The sequence below is a fragment of the Serratia sp. CY40230 genome, assembly GCF_052168835.1.
GTDB classification, from domain to species: domain Bacteria; phylum Pseudomonadota; class Gammaproteobacteria; order Enterobacterales; family Enterobacteriaceae; genus Serratia; species Serratia nematodiphila.
In genome coordinates, this window is record NZ_JBJNLX010000001.1 from 16,435 (window position 1) to 32,678 (window position 16,244).

Annotated in this window: 16 protein-coding genes and 2 pseudogenes; 9 read left to right on the forward strand and 9 right to left on the reverse strand. The window is 59.2% G+C overall.

The window, feature by feature from the left end:
• Window positions 1-6: 6 nt before the first annotated feature.
• Window positions 7-876 (reverse strand): LysR substrate-binding domain-containing protein, encoded by an 870-nt coding sequence (locus ACJ8IJ_RS00090; protein ID WP_261125468.1) that lies wholly within the window; start codon window positions 874-876, stop codon window positions 7-9.
• Between the two features lie 181 nt (window positions 877-1,057).
• Between ACJ8IJ_RS00090 and ACJ8IJ_RS00095 the strand changes: the two genes are divergently transcribed.
• The 5 genes from ACJ8IJ_RS00095 (at window position 1,058) to ACJ8IJ_RS00115 (ending at window position 6,648) form a co-directional block, all read left to right on the forward strand.
• The gene (locus ACJ8IJ_RS00095) at window positions 1,058-2,230 is read left to right on the forward strand and encodes an MFS transporter (RefSeq protein ID WP_230199802.1); all 1,173 of its coding nucleotides are present in this window, start codon (window positions 1,058-1,060) and stop codon (window positions 2,228-2,230) included.
• A gap of 16 nt (window positions 2,231-2,246) precedes the next feature.
• Window positions 2,247-3,299 (forward strand): NAD(P)/FAD-dependent oxidoreductase, encoded by a 1,053-nt coding sequence (locus tag ACJ8IJ_RS00100; RefSeq protein ID WP_442518135.1) that lies wholly within the window; start codon window positions 2,247-2,249, stop codon window positions 3,297-3,299.
• Between the two features lie 261 nt (window positions 3,300-3,560).
• Window positions 3,561-3,878: a cupin domain-containing protein gene (locus ACJ8IJ_RS00105; protein ID WP_015377878.1), complete on the forward strand. Its 318-nt coding sequence runs from the start codon at window positions 3,561-3,563 to the stop codon at window positions 3,876-3,878.
• A gap of 356 nt (window positions 3,879-4,234) precedes the next feature.
• Window positions 4,235-5,026: an AraC family transcriptional regulator gene (locus tag ACJ8IJ_RS00110; protein WP_004937878.1), complete on the forward strand. Its 792-nt coding sequence runs from the start codon at window positions 4,235-4,237 to the stop codon at window positions 5,024-5,026.
• 86 nt (window positions 5,027-5,112) lie between these two features.
• Window positions 5,113-6,648 (forward strand): phospholipase D family protein, encoded by a 1,536-nt coding sequence (locus tag ACJ8IJ_RS00115; RefSeq protein ID WP_442518136.1) that lies wholly within the window; start codon window positions 5,113-5,115, stop codon window positions 6,646-6,648.
• Between the two features lie 60 nt (window positions 6,649-6,708).
• On the opposite strand, the gene ACJ8IJ_RS00120 is transcribed toward ACJ8IJ_RS00115, so the two are convergent.
• Window positions 6,709-7,122: an energy transducer TonB gene (locus ACJ8IJ_RS00120; protein WP_442518137.1), complete on the reverse strand. Its 414-nt coding sequence runs from the start codon at window positions 7,120-7,122 to the stop codon at window positions 6,709-6,711.
• 315 nt (window positions 7,123-7,437) lie between these two features.
• Here ACJ8IJ_RS00120 and ACJ8IJ_RS00125 point away from each other — a divergent pair, with 315 nt between their 5' ends.
• Window positions 7,438-8,523, forward strand: a complete 1,086-nt coding sequence (locus tag ACJ8IJ_RS00125; RefSeq protein WP_442518138.1) for an NAD(P)-dependent alcohol dehydrogenase — start codon at window positions 7,438-7,440, stop codon at window positions 8,521-8,523.
• Window positions 8,524-8,549: 26 nt separating this feature from the next.
• Here ACJ8IJ_RS00125 and ACJ8IJ_RS00130 read toward each other — a convergent pair whose 3' ends face one another.
• From ACJ8IJ_RS00130 to ACJ8IJ_RS00145, 4 genes are read right to left on the reverse strand one after another with little or no spacing between them, the layout of a single operon-like run.
• On the reverse strand, window positions 8,550-9,428 hold the full coding sequence (locus tag ACJ8IJ_RS00130) for an efflux RND transporter periplasmic adaptor subunit (RefSeq protein ID WP_118892030.1): 879 nt from the start codon (window positions 9,426-9,428) through the stop codon (window positions 8,550-8,552).
• Window positions 9,429-9,435: 7 nt separating this feature from the next.
• A complete protein-coding gene (locus ACJ8IJ_RS00135) occupies window positions 9,436-9,648 on the reverse strand; it encodes a DUF1656 domain-containing protein (RefSeq protein ID WP_038871631.1) in 213 nt (70 codons plus the stop codon).
• A gap of 1 nt (window position 9,649) precedes the next feature.
• Window positions 9,650-11,587 carry an FUSC family protein gene (locus ACJ8IJ_RS00140; protein ID WP_049188894.1) on the reverse strand — a complete coding sequence of 646 codons (1,938 nt, stop codon included), beginning with the start codon at window positions 11,585-11,587 and terminating at the stop codon, window positions 9,650-9,652.
• Window positions 11,584-12,048 (reverse strand): MarR family winged helix-turn-helix transcriptional regulator, encoded by a 465-nt coding sequence (locus ACJ8IJ_RS00145; RefSeq protein WP_015377885.1) that lies wholly within the window; start codon window positions 12,046-12,048, stop codon window positions 11,584-11,586. Before ACJ8IJ_RS00145 ends, ACJ8IJ_RS00140 begins: the two co-directional genes overlap by 4 nt.
• Window positions 12,049-12,341: 293 nt before the next feature.
• Here ACJ8IJ_RS00145 and ACJ8IJ_RS00150 point away from each other — a divergent pair.
• Window positions 12,342-12,596: pseudogene (locus ACJ8IJ_RS00150) on the forward strand (helix-turn-helix domain-containing protein); the annotation flags it as partial.
• 36 nt (window positions 12,597-12,632) lie between these two features.
• Here ACJ8IJ_RS00150 and ACJ8IJ_RS00155 read toward each other — a convergent pair.
• Both ACJ8IJ_RS00155 and ACJ8IJ_RS00160 read right to left on the reverse strand, forming a co-directional pair.
• A complete protein-coding gene (locus tag ACJ8IJ_RS00155) occupies window positions 12,633-13,574 on the reverse strand; it encodes a sugar phosphate isomerase/epimerase family protein (protein WP_442518139.1) in 942 nt (313 codons plus the stop codon).
• 10 nt (window positions 13,575-13,584) lie between these two features.
• Window positions 13,585-14,286: pseudogene (locus ACJ8IJ_RS00160) on the reverse strand (Gfo/Idh/MocA family oxidoreductase); the annotation flags it as partial.
• A 306-nt stretch (window positions 14,287-14,592) separates the two neighbouring features.
• On the opposite strand from ACJ8IJ_RS00160, the gene ACJ8IJ_RS00165 reads away from it, so the two are divergent.
• Entirely contained in the window at window positions 14,593-14,973 is a 381-nt protein-coding gene (locus ACJ8IJ_RS00165) for a nuclear transport factor 2 family protein (RefSeq protein WP_280631593.1), read from the forward strand.
• Window positions 14,974-15,332: 359 nt separating this feature from the next.
• Here the strand turns inward: ACJ8IJ_RS00165 and ACJ8IJ_RS00170 are convergent, their stop codons facing one another.
• Entirely contained in the window at window positions 15,333-15,536 is a 204-nt protein-coding gene (locus ACJ8IJ_RS00170) for a GrpB family protein (RefSeq protein ID WP_442518140.1), read from the reverse strand.
• A 271-nt stretch (window positions 15,537-15,807) separates the two neighbouring features.
• Between ACJ8IJ_RS00170 and ACJ8IJ_RS00175 the strand changes: the two genes are divergently transcribed.
• Window positions 15,808-16,185 (forward strand): VOC family protein, encoded by a 378-nt coding sequence (locus ACJ8IJ_RS00175; RefSeq protein ID WP_049188899.1) that lies wholly within the window; start codon window positions 15,808-15,810, stop codon window positions 16,183-16,185.
• The last annotated feature ends 59 nt before the right edge of the window (window positions 16,186-16,244 follow it).

Here is a 16,244-nt window from a genome sequence, read left to right on the forward strand (position 1 = left end):
CGGCGCTTAGGCCTGGAACGTCTGCAGCCAGGCGGCGAATTTTCTCACGATCTCATCGTCCCGATCGCGCAGCAGCAGGGAGTAAACGCCGGTTCGGATAGTCAACGCCGGGAAAGGCGACACCAGCCGACCGGACGACAGATGTTTGGCGCAGAACAGGTAAGGTACGACGGCCAGCCCCAGGCCGTCTTCGGCCGCCTGAATGGCGGCGAAGGTATGGTCGAGCGTGAGCGGCGGCGGTGAGGCGTCCAGCGCCGTCGGGTAGGTATTCAGCCAGCTGTGCCATAAATCTTCCCGGGCGCGAATGCGGATGGCGGTATGCTCGCCAAGCTTGTCCGGCGCACTGACCGGCATGGCGCGCAAATAGCTCTGGCTGCAGACCAGCAAGCTGTCTTCCTGCAGGAAAGGGATCGCCTTCAGCCCGGAGAAGTGCGCGGGATCGCGCCGGATCGCCACGTCAAACGGCGTATTGCGATCGACGGCGCCGGTGCTGGTGGTGATATCAACCGCGATCCCCGGATGTATCTCATTGAATGCCGCCAGCTTTGGCATCAGCCAGTGCATGGTAAACGTCGGCAGGCTGTGCACTACCAGCCGCTGCCGGCCGGCGCTCGCTTTCAGCGCGCTTTCCGCTGCAAACAATTCGCTTATCACCCGAGACGCGGTGCGCGAAAAATTCTCACCGGCCGGCGTCAGCCGCACGGACTTGTGCGCGCGATAAAACAGCGTGATCCCCAGCTGTTCTTCCAGGCTGCGAATATGGCGGCTAATTGCGCCCGTGGTGAGAAACAGCTCATCCGCAGCGGCGCTGAAGCTGCCCAGACGGGCGGCGGCTTCGAATGCGGACAGGTGTGGCAGGGAGTGAACTTTTTTCATAGGTTGAGTTTAGCTCAACCAAATGAGGGACGAAAGATCGTTTGTCAGCCGTTGATTTTGCTCACTATTATGGCGCATCCTTCCCGCGTTGCCGAGTGCGCCATGTTAAGTTTCGTCCCGTCAGTTATCCGTGTTAGTCGAGTCATCCTCACCCATCGATGGACAGGGAGGTGGCGCTGAGATGCGAGCTTTCTTTCTGCTTTGCGTAAGCCGGGCAGGCCTCTGCCTGGGCACCATGATGTTCGCCGGCGCGCTGCCGACCATCAGGAGCGAGTGGCAGCTCGACGCCGCTTCGGCCGGCACGGTGCAGACAGTGTTCAGCCTGACCAACGCCCTGGCGCTGCTGGTGGCCTCCTGGTGGTGTGATTCGTTGGGCGCCCGCCGGGTTTATCTGCTGTTCTCGTGGCTGGGCGCCGCTGCGTTGATGCTGTTCGCCGTATTTGCCCATTCTTATCTCGGCGCGTTGGTGTTGATGGCCTTCGTCGGTTTGACGCAGGGCGGGGCTTATACGCCGGCGCTGCTGTTGGCGATGGGGATGAACGGTCCGGCGCGGCGCGGTTATGCCATCGGCATGGTGCTGGCGGCCAGTTCGCTGGGGTATTTTCTGTCGGTTTTCATCGCCGGTTGGAGCGCCATGCGCTGGGGCGCCGGCGTGGCGTTTTCTCTGTGCGCCGCCGGTGCGTTACTGGGAGCGTTGGCGGGATCGTTGGCCCTGGTCGGTTATCGGGAACCGCAACCGCGCACGCTGGGGAGGAAGACGAAACGTGAAAGCTATGCTATCACCTATGCGACCCTGCTGTTGCTGATCGGGTATATCGCCCACAGCTGGGAGCTGCTCGGCAACTGGGCCTGGGCGCCCAGCCTGGTCAGCGAGGCGTTGAGCGGCTTCTCTCTGGATCCGCTCAGCGCCGGATTGATCGTCGCGGCGGTGATCCACCTGGCCGGCATGGTGGCTACATTGATTGTCGGCACCGTTTCGGACTATTTCAATCGCGCGTCGGTGCTGATGTTTATGGGCGCCGCCGGCGCATTGGGTTCGCTTTTGATGGGGTGGTCGGCGGACTGGGGGCCGGGCTGGACGCTGCTGCTCGTCAGCATCGGCAGTTTCTTCATCCTCGGCGACTCCGGCGTGCTGTCGGCTGCGATGGCGGACAACGTGCCGCCGCAACAGCTTGGCAGCGTGATGGGCTGGCGATCGTTGCTGGGGTTCGGCATCGGTTCGTTCGCCCCGTTATCCTTTGGCGTGGTGATGGATACCACCCACAGTTGGGGCGCGTCTTACGCCGTGCTGGCCTGCGGCGGCGGGGTAGCCTGTCTGGCGGCATGGCTGCTTTGGCGACAACATTTGAAATGAGGCACGGGCATCATTAATGAATGGAACATCATCACGCATTATTATCGTGGGCGCCGGGATTGTCGGGGCATCGATCGCCTATCATCTTGCGCGTCAGGGGCAGCGCGTTATCGTCGTTGAGCAGGCGTATCCCGCGGCGGGGGCCACAGGCAGCTCGTTCGGCTGGATCAGCGAAGGCGTACCTGACGGCGCTCCCGACGCGTTTCTGCGGCGCGAGATCGTGGCTGACTGGGTGCGGCTGACGCAGGAGATCCCGGAATTGTGGGTGAATTGGTCCGGCGCGCTCAGCTATGGTCAGGCGCCGGCGACGCAAAACCCCGACAATCGGCGTCTGTCCTCCGCCGAGGTAATGGCGCTGGAGCCGGCGCTCGGGCGGCCCGATAGCCAGGCCTATTTTGCGGCGCGCGATGGCGCGGTCGATCCGCAAGAGGTAACACAGCGGCTGCTCGAACGGGTAGGCGCGTTGGGCGGCGAGTTGCTTCTGGGACGTGCGGTCAGCGGATTTCTGCGCGAAGCCGGTGGGCAGATAACCGGCATCGTTACCGATGAGGGCGCGATCGCCGCCGAACGGGTCGTGCTCGCCTGCGGTACGGGGATCTCGGTGCTGCTGGACGGCAGCGAATTCTCGTTGCCGATCGAGGCGTCGCCGGCAATTTTGTTGCGCTATCACGCGGCGGCGCAGGCGGTGAACACGCTGATTGCGGGCGACGACATCGAAGTGCGTCATGCGCAAAATGGCGATCTGCTCGCGGCGGAGGATTATCCCGCTGGCGGCAATGTCAAACACGTGGAAGAGGACGCGCAATCGGCGATTCAAAGCCGCCTGCACGGCTCGGCGCCATTGCAGCTGCAGACGTGTTCGGTGGGGCTGCGCCCCAGGCCGCGCGACGGTTATCCCATCCTCGGGCCGCTGGGCGCCACCTGTCTCTATGTGGCGGTGATGCATCCGGCCGTGATGTGCGCTCCGACGCTGGGTCGGCTGGTCAGCGACGAGCTGCTGCACGGCGTTAATCCCGCCATTCCTCGCGGCTACCGCCCGGCGCGATTCACTGATCGGGCTGCTGGATAATCTTTCCGGCTACGGATTAACACCGTAATGCGCTCAACGTTGCAGCGGTTTTTTGCGCCGTCGGCGAGGCTCTTATATATTTATTAGCATGCCTGAGGCAGGTTAGGCATGAAACGGCGGTCGATCGGGCCGCTGCAAGTACGACAGTTAATCCGTTCGCCAAGAGGCTGCGAGCCTGTGCTTTCGGTAGGGACAGCCGCCAATCGTTTCTACGGCGACCGAAGGCGGAGCAGCTACTCACCGGTCACGAGGACACTTACCATGCATAAGAGAACACTGGCGTCACTGCATTACGAAAACATGCCTTACGATGGGGTACACTTTCACATTTTGAAACGGGAGACGCCTGGCCATACGGCGTTGCTGAAGCTGGATGCGGGCAGCCGGCAACCGGCGCGTTTTCATCCAGGCTGGGTGAAACTGATGGTGCTGAGCGGTGAACTGAAGGTTGACGATCAGACGTTGCAACCCCATGAGATGTTGATCATTCCTGCCAATACCGCTTATACGGTACAGGCCATCACGGAAGTGATTTGTCTGGCGATTTCCGAGCTGGACGGCGCCGAGTTGGCCCGCTGATGAGATAACAACGTTGGATGGAGGAGAGCCTAGGCGCTCTCCTTATCCCTTCAGCAGTAAGCCGTCCCCCAGGCCGAGCTACCTGCTGATTGATGCGTACACCTCCTGATTATGCCACCGCGCTTTCCCTCTCCATCACTTTCGGCCGCGTCGCCCCCGCAACGAGCCGCCATCGCGCAGCGCATGCGCAACGTCATCGCCTCCGTTTTACGCAGAACGATGAAATTTTGGTGTAAATAGTGAGTTTCTTCGCATAAGGCCCCTGGTGTGGCTTGCGAGAACGTCACTATATGGAGGATCATGCGCTCCCTCTATCAAATAAAAGACATTCGCGTTATCAAAAGGGACAAACGATCATGGGATTCGAAGTCGACAACGCCGAAACGAAACGCATTGACCTCAGCAGCCACGAAAATTCCTCGTTCGAGGTGACGGGGCTGGTGAAACACTATCCGGCGGGCTTCGTCATTCCTTACCACTCGCATAAACGCTGTCATTTGCTCTATTCGCAACAGGGCGTTATGGCGGTCGAGGCGAGCAGCGGTCGCTGGATCGTGCCGCCCACCACCGCGGTTTGGTTGCGGCCGGGGGTAGAACATCAGATCGTCATGCAGAGCAACATCTGCGTTTACGGGATTTTGGTCGATGAAATCACCGCCGCGCGTTTGCCGCTGCGCGACGGCGTATTACAGGTTTCACCGCTGTTGCGAGAACTGATCGCCCAGTTGGCGACGCTGGCGCCTGAAGGGGCGGAGACCAAACGCAATGCGCTGCTCAGAGCGTTGTTCCTGGAGGAGCTGAGCCTGCAGCCGCAGCTGGCGCTGCATCTGCCTTGGCCGGTAGAGGCGAGAATGGCCGAAATTTGCCGGCAGTTGGTCATCACGCCGGCCGACGAACGCGGTATTGAGGCCTGGGCCGATTCACTGTCGATCAGCGTAAAGACCTTTCAACGCCATTTCAGCCAACAAACCGGCATCACCTTCGGCCAGTGGAAACAACGCCTGCGGCTGCTGTCGTCCATTCCGCTGCTGCTGGCCGGCAACTCGATCATCCACGCCGCCTTCGAAAGCGGTTACGAGAGTCACAGCGCCTATTCGGTGGCGTTCAAAAAACTGTTTGGCGTTTCGCCTTCGCGCTTTACGCTATAGCCTTATGGCATAGCGCGCTTCTCCTATAGATTGAAGCAACCTAATGACGTATAAAGCAAAGCAGTCAACTTCCGAGGCCGCGTCCCGTGATAAAAATTGTCGTGTATCTGATTCTCGCCGTGACGATCGCCATTATTGCGGCAAGAGTCCTCTTTCGTTTGCCGGATATTTCGCAGCGTCTGCCGCAGGCGGCGTTGCCGGCGGATCCTGCCGCGCTATTGCCGGCGCGAGCCGCCGAACTGATGGTGGCGCATCCCGGCCTGAGCGGCGTGGTGCCGCTGGTCAGCGGCCACGATGCATTCGCCAGCCGCCTGGCGCTGGCGCGAATGGCGGAAAGGTCGATCGACGCCCAGTATTACATCTGGCATAACGATACCTCCGGGCAGATCCTGCTGAAAACCCTGTATGACGCCGCCCAGCGCGGCGTGCGCGTGCGGCTGCTCTTGGACGATAACGGCGTCGCGATGGACGAGACCCTGGCGGCGCTGAACGCCCAGGAAAACGTCGAGATTCGTCTGTTCAACCCATCAACCGTGCGCACGCCGAAGTTGGCCGGCTACGCCTTTGACTTTATGCGCATGAACCGGCGCATGCATAACAAGTCTTATATCGTCGATGGCGCTGTGGCGATCATCGGTGGCCGCAACATCGGCGACGAGTATTTCCAGGTCGGCGACGAAAACTATTTCCTCGATCTCGACGTGTTGAGCGTCGGTAACGTGGTGGCGGAAACCGCCGAGGTCTTCGATCGCTACTGGAACAGTGCTTCGGTGTTTGGCGTTGAGCAAATTATCCGAGGCAAAGGCAATCTTTCTGCTTTCCTGACGCAGGCCACCGCGACCGAAAGCAGTGACCGGGCTCGCAAACTGGCGGTGCAGCTGGAAACCAGTGCAGTGCGCTTTCGCGATGGTGCCGTGCAGCCGGAATTCACCCAGGTCGAGCTGGTGGCCGACGATCCGGCGAAGGGATTGGGCAAAGCGTCGCGCGATCGTTTGATGGTGACGCAGCTGGGCAAGATCATCGGCGGCGTCAACCAGCAGTTGGAGCTGGTTTCCGCCTATTTCGTGCCGGGCCGGGAAGGGGCGAGCTTTTTTGAATCGCTTGCCAAACAGGGGAAATCCATCCGTGTGCTGACCAACGCGATGAACACCACCGACGTGCTGGTGGTCCATGCCGGCTACGCCAAATACCGACGTGAGCTGCTGAAGGCGGGCGTCGAGCTGTTCGAGCTGAAATTGCGCGCCGGCCAACCGACGGGGCGCAAGGAGCTCAAACCGCTGGGGCTGTCCGGCGCGGCGCTGCACGCGAAAACCTTCGCCATCGATGACAAACGGGTGTTTATCGGTTCGTTCAATTTCGATCCGCGCTCGGCGCACCTGAACTGCGAAATGGGCTTTTTGATCGACAGCCCGACGCTGGCGGCCGACACCCGCCAACTGTTTGATGGCCCGCTCGAGTACGCCGCCTATCGGCCGACATTGACGCCCAAGGGTAAAATGGTGTGGAACGAAGCCTTCGAAGACGGCCACACCGAGGTGCACCAGCAAGAACCCGGCGCCGGCTGGGTAAAACGCATCGTTCTCACCGTGGCCGGCTGGCTGCCGATCGAGTGGATGTTGTAAGGGCGGCGAATGCCGCCGACACCCGTTAAGTCAACTGTTGCAAGGAAACCTATCCTGCGCTTATCGGTTGGCTTCAGCATCACCAGAGAGTTTAAAAGTAAACAACGCTGTTTCATTAACGCTGCCTGGTATCCAGCAGCTGCGTGCGATAGCGCTTTTGGTGTCGCGATAGATCTCCGGGGTGCCCGTTAGTACGATATTTCTGGCTTTACCCTTATCATCAACATCAAACGTTGCGCTCACTTCGCCTTCACGTTTTTCAGCCTTCGCAGAGGCGGAATAGTATGGCCGCTCATAAAAGACTTGGCCGTCGCATCCCAGGTTAGGCGGTTGCTTTGCCGCTGGAACATTGCTGCCTGCACGCCAGGCATAGACGCAATCGTTCACCGCACCGGCTTTTTCACAGCCATCAGGTTGCAATGGCGCGCAGCCGGCAAGTGCCAGGCTCAGCGGGATGAGGGTGAATCGTGACATGGCGTTTCCTGCATGTTCTATCAATCAGATAACGCATATTTTCGCTTAGCGCAGGGTATTTAGAAAGAGAAATTATGCGGCTTTCGCTAGGGTGTTAACCATTCTTTTCTTAAGCGATGCTCTACTCGAAAATATGAAGGTAAATAGTTTGTCGGGGTGGGGTTAATTCTTCGGTTAATTATATTTATTATTTTACTTCGCTATTGGAACTATTGCTTAAAGTGATTGCTTCACAAGAAATTAAAATAGAAAAAATAACCGTTTTGATTATTCTTTCTTGTAATTACCTCGACAGAAACCAAAGGATCTTCCACCATGCGCATGATGAAAGCCGCCGCCTTTATCGACAGGGGGAGAATAGAACTCATTGAAAAGCCGATTCCTTCTCCTGGCCCCAACGATGCTTTGCTCAAAATAACCACGACGACAATCTGCGGTACCGATATTCATATTCTTAAGGGCGAATATGCCGTGCCTCACGGATTGACCGTGGGTCATGAGCCGGTTGGGATTATAGAAAAGCTCGGGAGCAATGTTAAAGGCTTTAATGAAGGGCAGCGGGCGTTGGCCGGCGCCATTTGCCCCTCTTTTACATCCTATGCCTGCCAGGATGGATTTCCTGCCCAGGACGGAGCCTATTTGCCGGAATGCCGTTGCCACGGATATAAAGCCACGGCGGGTTGGCGCTTCGGCAATGTTATCGATGGTACCCAGGCTGAATATGTACTGGTGCCTGATGCTGAAGCCAATCTGGCGCTCATACCGGACGGTCTGACGGATGAACAGGTGCTGATGTGCCCGGATGTGATGTCTACCGGTTTTAAAGGCGCGGAAAATGCCAACATTAAAATTGGTGACACGGTGGCCATCTTCGCCCAGGGGCCGATCGGTTTATGCGCCACTGCGGGCGCTCGTCTGCAGGGCGCCAGCCTGATTATTGCCATCAGCAGCTCTCCCGAAAAGCTGATGATGGCGGGAAAGATGGGGGCAAACGTCTTGCTGAATTACAAGGAAACCGATGTGATTGATGAAATATTCAAGATTACGGCGGGGCGTGGTGTGGACGCCAGCATCGAGTGTTTGGGGACGCAAGCCACCTTCAATCAAGCGCTGCGGGTGTTAAAACCCGGCGGCACCTTATCCAGCCTTGGCGTTTATAGCGAAGACCTCCATCTGCCGGTGAGTGCACTTGCCTATGGGTTGGGCGATCATACGATCCGTACGGCTCTGAGTCCCGGCGGCAAGGAGCGGATGCGCAGAATGATGAACGTCATCCAGCATGGCGGTTTGGATCTCCGGCCGTTCGTGACGCATCGCTTTCGGCTGGAGAATATCGCAGAGGCCTACGCGTTGTTCGCGGAGAAACGCGATGGCGTGATTAAGTTGGCCATCACGCCATAAAGCCCAGCGATACGGTTAGCGGCGGATTATTCCCCGTTATCCTTGAGACTGACCGTCGCCGTGCGGCCGGCGATCAGCTCGACGCCGTGGGGAATGGTGTCGATCGCGATGCGCACCGGGATGCGCTGCGCCAGACGGATCCAGCTGAATGTCGGGTTGACGTTGGCGAGCAGAGTGCCGGCGGCGGTGGTGCGCTCGCTGTCGTTGATGCCGGCGGAAAGCCCGTCGACGTGGCCGTACAGCGGCTGCCGTTCCCCCATGATGCGGATCACCACCTTGTCACCGTTCTGGATGCGGCCCAGCTTGGTCTCTTCGAAGTATCCGGCGATGTAGAAACTGTTGGAATCCACCAACGCCATGATCGGCTGACCGGCGGTCGCGTAAGCGCCGGGGCGCAGGGAGAAGTTGGTGATCACGCCATCCACCGGCGCATAGAGATCGGCGCGCTGCAGGTTGATGCGCGCCAGCGCCCGATCCGCCAGGGCCTGATCCAGATTGGCCTTCGCCAGCGATTGGGCATCGCGGCGATTGTCGCGTTCCTGTTGTGAAATAGCCGACTGCAACGCCTGATAACGCCGGTTTTCGCGCTGGGATGACGCCAACTGGACGTTGGCGCGCTCCACGGCGGCCTCGGCCTGATCCAGCGCGTTGCGCAGCCGTACTTTGTCCAGGCTGAGCAGCAGCTGCCCTTTATGCACCATCTGGTTGTCGTGAATGTGCACGGCCTCCACCTTGCCGGAAACGTCCGTGGCCAGCGGCACCACGTCGGCGCGGATCTTGCCGTCGCGCGTTTGCGGGGCGTAGGTGTAATAAAGATAAAGCTGCCACAGCACACCTGCCGCGATCAAAACGGCAATCAGGGTCAGCGCGGGGCGTAGCAGAGCAAGGGTACGTTCACGAAACATGGGGGCCTCAGGGGGTGGTAAGCCATTTCAGGCCGTGGAAAAACAGCCCGGCCAGAATAAGAAACAGGGCGGTGTCGAACAGCGGGCGCTGCGCGACCCAGCGATAGACGCCCACCGCGTTGAGCGTCCAGGAAAGCGCCATGCGCGAGAAGAACGCGCACACCAGGCACAGCAGCAAGGGCGAGATGAATACGCCGTCAATGTTGATTTCACCGATCATGTCAGGGATTCCAGTGCAAAGCCGTGGGGAAGTGCAGCAGCCGTAGCCGGGTAAGCGGCCGCAGCGCGCGCCGATCGTTCTGCCGCCAGGCCTGTTGCAGACCGGCGTCGATCTGGCCCAGCAGCGCGGAGGGTGCCTCGGCGTGCAGAGAAAGTTGGCGGAACGCCGCCGGCAGACCGGCGTTCGGCGAAGCGCCAGGAGTGAGCCCGCCGGCCTGCTGCAGACGAATCAGGTCGATACCGGTTTTTAAGCGCATCAACAGCTGTGGGCTGCGATCGGCTTGCCCAACGACGGCCAGGCGGCTACCCAGCGCGGTGATGCGATCCAACGCGCGGGCCTGATAGCGCTGTAAGTCACGCTCCGTGATGTGGCGATTGAGGTGCAGCATCTCTTGCGCATCCTGCCGCATCAGCCGCGCTACGACTTGATCAGTGCCCCAGCGCCGGAACAGCGCGGCGCACAGGAATGCGAAATAGACGCCGATCAGCGTGCCAGTGGTGCTTTCCAGATACAACCCCATATTGTTCGGCGCATAGTGCCCCTGAAAGTTGACGTTGCTGAGCGACAGGGCGATCGCCAACGTCGCCAACGGGTTGCTCGCCGCCCACACGCCGAGCGGCAGCAAAAACAGCCCCATCACGATCAGGAAACTGCCGTAATCCCCGGCCAGCGGCAGCAGCACATAGCTAAGCAGGGCGCCGAGGACCATAGCGATAGTGGCGAAGCGGCCAAAAGTGGCGATGGTGGCGCCGGGATTGTCGCCGGCACCGAAGAAGGCGATAGCCACGATCCCCATCAGCACCATGTTGGCGCCCTGTTCCCAGCCGGTGAAATACCAGAGGCCGCACAGCAGGGCGTAGGTCGTCAAAATTCCGGCGAACATGCGCACCGCCATGCCGGTATCCGGCGGCGGCGAGAAGACGCGGCTGCGCATCATCTGCGCCTGCAGCGCCGCGGGCAGCGGCTCGCCGTCCAGGAATGCGTTCAACTGCTGTACCTCGGCCCACAGCGTTAACCACTGCTCAACCTGTTCAGCCAGCTCGTCGACGATCAGCGTTTCCCACGGCGACAGCGACGCTGCGGGTGGCAACAAGCTCACCGAGGGGGCAGCGTGCGGTGCGGATTCAACGGCCTGCCGCCGGACCTCATTCAGCCACGGCTGTAGGCGGGGGCGCAGACCGACCGGCAGTGCGGCGATGCTGCTGCCGATGGCCGAGAGCAGCGGCACGATTTGCAGTACGCGTTGCTGTATCGAAATCGCCGCCTGACGGGTGGGCTTATCGACCGAACTGTCATAGCCAAGGGTGGTCATCATCTGATTGAACGAGGCGATGTCGCCCAGCAAACGGATACGGTCCGCGTCGGCCTGGGCGTCGCCGCCCTTGCCGTCGAGGCTGTCCTCCTGCCAACGGGCCAGGTCAGACAGCCAGGCTTTCAGCCGCGTGCGCAGCACCGGCGCCAGCGACGATGGGAACAACACGCTGTCTACCAGCGTCACCGCCAAAATACCCAGGCAGATCTCCGTCACCCGCGTGACGACCATGGTGAACATCGTGTCCGGGTGATTGATGTAGGCGATGGCGACCAGCATCATGGTGATGGCACCCAGCTGGAAAAAGTAAGCGCGCGGCGTGCGATCGAGATAAGAGAGGCCCAGCATCAGTGACGATGACAGCCCAGCGGCGACGATCAACAGCACCGGCGTGTTGCTAAGCCAGGCCGAAAGGCCCAGCGTCAGCACGCCGGCGAACAGCGTGCCGCAAAAACGGTAGGTGGCGCGGGCGCGTACAGCGCCGCTGACCGGATTGCTCAGCACGCAGCAGGTCACCATTGCCCAATAGGGATTTTGCAGGCCGATGCTTTCCGCCAGCGCGAAGGCCAGCATGGCGGAAATAAACAGTTTCACGGCATACAGCAGCTGCGGTTTACCGATTCTCATGGCTCATTGCCGGCCTGTTGCAGATAGTGGCCTGCGCGCTCTTCAAACAGGCGCAGAATGCGCGTGGCGGTTTCAATATCTTCCAACGGCACGTCGTGCATCAGCTCGACTCGCAGCTTATCGGCCGCGGTTTCGACCTTTTTGGCCAGCTCGGCGCCGGCGGGCAGAATGCGCAGGGTTTTAAACCGACGATCGCCGGCCGACTCCTGCCGTTCGAGGAAGCCTAACGCGGCGGCCTGATCCAACAGACGCACCAGCGCACCGGGATTGACGCCGACTTCTTCCGCCAGATCGCGCTGATTGATGCCCTGCGGATTGCGATGCACCAGAACAACGACGGTAGCCAACGACATGGAGATGCCGGATTTGGCGATCGCCAGCGTCGCAGCCTGTTTCCACACCCGGCGAACCGGTTGCAGGGCGTTGGTGAGGGCATAGAGGGATTTTTCTTTCGATGACATGGGATACCTCGGCAAACAGTGTATATAGGTTAAATGGCAACAGTTGCTTTGGCAATTAATTTTAAACAATCGACTCAGAGACAGAAGGCAAGACATATGTGACGTCGTCACATAAAACAGAAGGGCTACATAGGCAGCCCGTTTGAAAGGTGGGTATTACAGCGCCTGAACGGGGTTCATCGCAGCGCCGGGGAAGGCCGTATCCTCACCGCGTTCACGCCACGGCGCCAGATCAGTCTGGCGATCGCCGCCATGCACGCCGAGCCGGCGTGTAACTCGACGCAGGAAGAGCTGGCCCGCATCGCCGGCTATTCGCTCAACGTTTCAAAGGGCTGGTTGGTAGCACCGCCATGGAATACCTCTCGCATTGGCGTATGCTGCAGGCGGCAGATCGCCTGCGGGCCGGTAAAGAAAACGTCGCGTCGATCGCCTACTCGTTGGGGTATGGCTCGGAAAGCGCGTTCAGCACCGTCTTCAAACGGGTGATGGCGCAGTCGCCGTTTCAGTATCAGCGGCAAATGCCGGCCGGGGCGAGTGAACCGGAGTGAAAGGGGGCGCCGCGGCCGTAGCCGCCGCGCCTGAGGCTACCTGCTGATCGTCTGCTGCAGCGCCTGAACGGAAGAGTCGATGCCGGCATCGACCGACATGGTCAAGTCTTCCATTTCCAGCGACACCCAGTCGTTGTAACCCATCATGCGCACTACCGAGAAGAATTCCTTCCACCACTGCAGATCCCGGCCGCAGCCGACGGCGACATAGTTCCAGGCCCGGCCAGCTACCTCGTCGATCGGTTTGGTCTCCAGCAGCCCGTTGATCTCGACGACGCCGCGCTCCAGGCGCACGTCCTTGCCGTGTACATGGTGAATCGCGGGTCCGAGGGCGCGGGCTACCGCGATGGGATCCGCGCCCATCCAGATCAAGTGGCTGGGATCGAGGTTCAGGCCCACCATTGGGCCAACGGCCTCGCGCAGCCGGAACAGCGTTTCCGGGTTCCACACCAGCATGGCGCTGAAGTTTTCCAGCGCAAAGCGCTCGACGCCGCACGCTTTGGCTCGGGCGACCAGCGCCTGCCAATAGGGGATCGCCACCTCATTCCATTGATAGTCCAGACAGTTTTTCACCGTAGGCGGCCAGCTGACGGTATAGGTGATCCAGTTGGGGATGGTGTCATGCGGGCTGGCCGGCGGCAGGCCGCTCATCATCACGATCTTCTTCACCCCCAGCAGGCCGGCCAGCTCCAGCGTATTGTCGGTTTGGCGCAGATGACGCTGCCCCAGCTCGCCCGGATCGAGCGGATTGCCGGAGACATTGAGCGCGGCGATCTCCATGCCGCGGCTGGCCAGCGCTTGCTGCAGCTGCCGGCGTTTGACGGGGTTGGCCAGCAGTTCCTCGGTATCCAGATGGGGCGCCGGGGACCAACCGCCGGTGGTCATCTCCACACCGCGCACCCCCAGCTCCAGCAGCCGATCCAGCATCGGCTCGAAGGGTAAATGGCCCAGGCTGTCGGTACAGAACGAAAGTTTCATGGTGCTTTCCTTATTGGTAATTAACCCAGGTGGCGCCGTTGTCGGCGGAACGAACGCAGTTCTCAATCCAGCGCACGCCTTCCAATCCGGCATCGATATCCGGATAGATCAGCGCGGCCAGCGTCTGCCGATCGCCGCGCTGACTGGCGCTGATGGCGATGGCGAACTTGAGGTAAATATTGGCCCAGGATTCGGCCAGCCCTTCGGTATGCAGCGCGCCGAGCCGCTCTTCTGCCAGCGCGCTGTCGTCCAGATAGGGCATGCCGTGGTGCAGCGTCTGGCTGGGCCGCCCCTGGATCTCATAGCGTAATTCGCCGGGTGTGGAATCACTCCATTGCAGGCTGGCGCGTGAGCCCACCACGCGGATGCTTTGGCTGTCCATCGCGCCCGCGTTGATGGCGGAGGCCCACATGCGCCCGACGGCGCCGTTTTCGTAGTGCATCAGCACCATGGCGTTGTCTTCCAGCGGGGCGCGGGAAGGGATAAAGCTCTGGCGATCGCACAGCAGGGAGGCAATTTTCATGTCGGGCATGACCAGCTGTGAGATGTAGAAGGTGTGGGTAGAGATGTCGCCCAGCACAAAGGAGGGGCCGGCGATTTTCGGATCGACGCGCCACTTTTGCGCCTCGAACGTGTCCGCGCTTTCATTGGCGTTGAAGCCATGGGTGTACTGCAATTCGACCATGCGTATTTCGCCGATGTCGCCGTTTGCACCGTAAAAACTGGCGGAGCTATGTCTGCTGTGGTGAATCTAGCTATTACAGCGGACTGTGTGTCGATGAACGCGGGATACTGCAGAAAGTGAACCCGGCATTTACCGCAGAAGATGTGCCGGTGAGATGCCGTTGTTGCACCTACACGTTCAACGAGGAACTCGTGCCCGTCACGGAAAAGAACTGGCAAAAGCCTTATGAGAAGGAGTCCTGGGAATAATCAGGTCTCACGAGTGTCATTCTGGTGCAGATTGACTGCCGGAGTTTGCCAGATTTCACGTAGCGCGATCAAAAAGGAGGGTATTTTGACCCATTTTGCAGAGTGGCACAGCCAAATCCAGGCGCTTGAGGTTGAACTGCATCAGCCGCCGGTGCGGCGCGATCCGCGGCGCGTCGCGGCATTGCTGCATGAAGACTTTGAAGAGATTGGTCGTTCAGGGCTGCGTTATGACAAACGCCAAACCGTTGCGGCGCTGGAAATGGAAACTGAACATCCGCAGATTTTTGCCGAAGGTTTTAAGCTGGCGCAAATCAGCGAAGGCGCCGTGTTGCTGACGTATAAAAGTTTTCAGCGTGATGCGCAGGGCCACGCCGTTCGTTGCACCGAACGTTCATCGATTTGGCTTCTGACAGCCAAGGCAGGTTGGCAGATGCGGTTTCATCAAGGTACGCCGACTAAGGGTTAAACTGAGATGGGGGCTTAAACATAAAAAAGGATATCCGCCTGATAAAGCCTTGGAGGTGAGGTGAGAAAGGACGGGCAGGATAACCCCGGTGCGTATCCAGCAATTCAATTTAACATAATATACATTATGCGCACCTATATGCAGGTATGTGGATTATGCCGTCCAGGCCATGATTCATGGGGTTTCACCTGTGGCCAACCAGGCCAGCGCCAACTGCTCGTGCCGTTGAATCAATTCATTTTTCAACCGGCCATAAGCCGCTGGATTTTGCCGGCAGCCTTCTGCTGCTTGGTATTTGATTGCCCTGTATTGCTGAGAACATCATAATGCTTGCGCAGATAATCTCTGAACGCCAAATGTCAGATCGCCTGTTCACTTCCCGCAATAAATGCATGCACTTGATGCGTGCGTTTGCCGTTTCCCTTGATGTCGTAACGCCTGCCGGCAATGTCGTTCTCGCCACGCGGCGTATATCCCATGTCATTCAAGCTATCCAACGCCGGCAGACTTTCAACCTCCAGCAATATATCAATCGTTGGGATCGTGATGATGCGCGCTGACATTTTCCACTCTAATAATGATGACCAGGCATGGTTTCCAATGGCGCATACCTGCCGGTATTGGCCAAAAACCCCCTGCTTTTTTGATCGCGCTACGTGAAATCTGATAAAACGTGGCGGCTACGATACTGCAGATTTCTCCAAAACGCGTCATTTAAGCGGGCAGTATTTGCACGCCAAATGCGCATTGGCGCGCGTTTCATTGCTTTCGGCGCCCACCACGGCGTTGGCTATACTGAATGGAAACATTTTTCCTCGCTCCAGGAGCCTCTCCATGTTTGATCATGTGAAATTTGGCGTCAGCGACTTTGCCCTAAGCAAAGCGTTTTTCCTCAATGCGCTGGCGCCGCTGGGTGTAAAAATCGTCGCTGAAGGCGAGCCCGGCTATGGCGTCGAACTTTGTCCCGATCGGGGGAATGTGTCATTGTGCCTGTTTCAAACCGACGAAAAGCCGGCGCATCTGCACCTGGCATTTGTCGCAAGCAGCCGTGAGCAGGTCGATGCGTTCTACCACGCCGCGCTAAACGCCGGCGGTAAAGACAATGGCGCGCCCGGTTTACGGCCCCATTACCATGCCCACTACTATGCGGCATTTGTGATCGCCCCGGATGGCCACAATATCGAGGCAGTTTGCCACAATCCGATGGAATAGTGTTTTTTCCAGTTAAAACAGCATGTTAATCGTGAGGTAATACACTGTATTTAACATAA

Bases quoted from the DNA above. Each gene is read 5' to 3' on its own strand.
- ACJ8IJ_RS00090 (WP_261125468.1), bottom strand. From the start codon at position 876: ATGAAAAAAGTTCACTCCCTGCCACACCTGTCCGCATTCGAAGCCGCC.
- ACJ8IJ_RS00095 (WP_230199802.1), top strand. From the start codon at position 1,058: ATGCGAGCTTTCTTTCTGCTTTGCGTAAGCCGGGCAGGCCTCTGCCTG.
- ACJ8IJ_RS00100 (WP_442518135.1), top strand. From the start codon at position 2,247: ATGAATGGAACATCATCACGCATTATTATCGTGGGCGCCGGGATTGTC.
- ACJ8IJ_RS00105 (WP_015377878.1), top strand. From the start codon at position 3,561: ATGCATAAGAGAACACTGGCGTCACTGCATTACGAAAACATGCCTTAC.
- ACJ8IJ_RS00110 (WP_004937878.1), top strand. From the start codon at position 4,235: ATGGGATTCGAAGTCGACAACGCCGAAACGAAACGCATTGACCTCAGC.
- ACJ8IJ_RS00120 (WP_442518137.1), bottom strand. From the start codon at position 7,122: ATGTCACGATTCACCCTCATCCCGCTGAGCCTGGCACTTGCCGGCTGC.
- ACJ8IJ_RS00125 (WP_442518138.1), top strand. From the start codon at position 7,438: ATGCGCATGATGAAAGCCGCCGCCTTTATCGACAGGGGGAGAATAGAA.
- ACJ8IJ_RS00130 (WP_118892030.1), bottom strand. From the start codon at position 9,428: ATGTTTCGTGAACGTACCCTTGCTCTGCTACGCCCCGCGCTGACCCTG.
- ACJ8IJ_RS00135 (WP_038871631.1), bottom strand. From the start codon at position 9,648: ATGATCGGTGAAATCAACATTGACGGCGTATTCATCTCGCCCTTGCTG.
- ACJ8IJ_RS00140 (WP_049188894.1), bottom strand. From the start codon at position 11,587: ATGAGAATCGGTAAACCGCAGCTGCTGTATGCCGTGAAACTGTTTATT.
- ACJ8IJ_RS00145 (WP_015377885.1), bottom strand. From the start codon at position 12,048: ATGTCATCGAAAGAAAAATCCCTCTATGCCCTCACCAACGCCCTGCAA.
- ACJ8IJ_RS00155 (WP_442518139.1), bottom strand. From the start codon at position 13,574: ATGAAACTTTCGTTCTGTACCGACAGCCTGGGCCATTTACCCTTCGAG.
- ACJ8IJ_RS00170 (WP_442518140.1), bottom strand. From the start codon at position 15,536: ATGTCAGCGCGCATCATCACGATCCCAACGATTGATATATTGCTGGAG.
- ACJ8IJ_RS00175 (WP_049188899.1), top strand. From the start codon at position 15,808: ATGTTTGATCATGTGAAATTTGGCGTCAGCGACTTTGCCCTAAGCAAA.